Source organism: Vibrio sp. 1727 (assembly GCF_033344415.1).
Taxonomy (GTDB): domain Bacteria; phylum Pseudomonadota; class Gammaproteobacteria; order Enterobacterales; family Vibrionaceae; genus Vibrio; species Vibrio alginolyticus.
Genome location: NZ_JAWPOT010000429.1, coordinates 1 through 605 on the forward strand (window position 1 = coordinate 1; position 605 = coordinate 605).

Sequence of the window (605 nt, forward strand, 5' to 3'; positions counted from 1 at the left end):
CTAAATACTGGTAATCCAAACCAAAGGATATGAATGACATGGAGTCACTGGAAAACATCTATCGCATCAACAAAGAGCGATTGCATTCGCTCTCGACTCCATTTCGAGAATGGCAACACGAAGCCATTCTCGACTTCGACACCGACCTTAAAGTCGCGAAAGAACTCGGCTGGCAAGGCACACATAGCAAAAGCTTGTTTTTAACACTCAAAGGTGGCGGGTATGGTGTTCATTACCGATAAAGACTCTCGCCTTGATGCCAAAACGATTAACTCAATATTTGGCAAGCGACCTTCTATTGGCAGTGATGAACTCATGCAGGAATTACTTGGCTGCCTACCCGGTGCTGTTTGCCCGATAGGTTTACCACCAGAGGTTGCGATCGTGGTGGATACCAAGCTCTATCATCACGAAGAGTTGCTTTATACACCAGGGCTACCAGAGCGCACCTTCGGTATTGCAGGCATTCATTTAATACCACTCTTACAGATAGGTAATAACCCTCTGTTTGAAATATAAAAAAAGCGAGGCTAGTGCCTCGCTTTTTAGATTATCTATCGTTCGAATTAAGATTCGACACGGTTCAAATGAACATCCATTTGTGG

Annotated in this window: 1 pseudogene; it reads left to right on the forward strand. The window is 44.3% G+C overall.

The window, feature by feature from the left end:
• Positions 1-38: 38 nt before the first annotated feature.
• A pseudogene (locus tag R8O10_RS26155) lies at positions 39-519 on the forward strand (YbaK/EbsC family protein).
• Positions 520-605 lie beyond the last annotated feature (86 nt).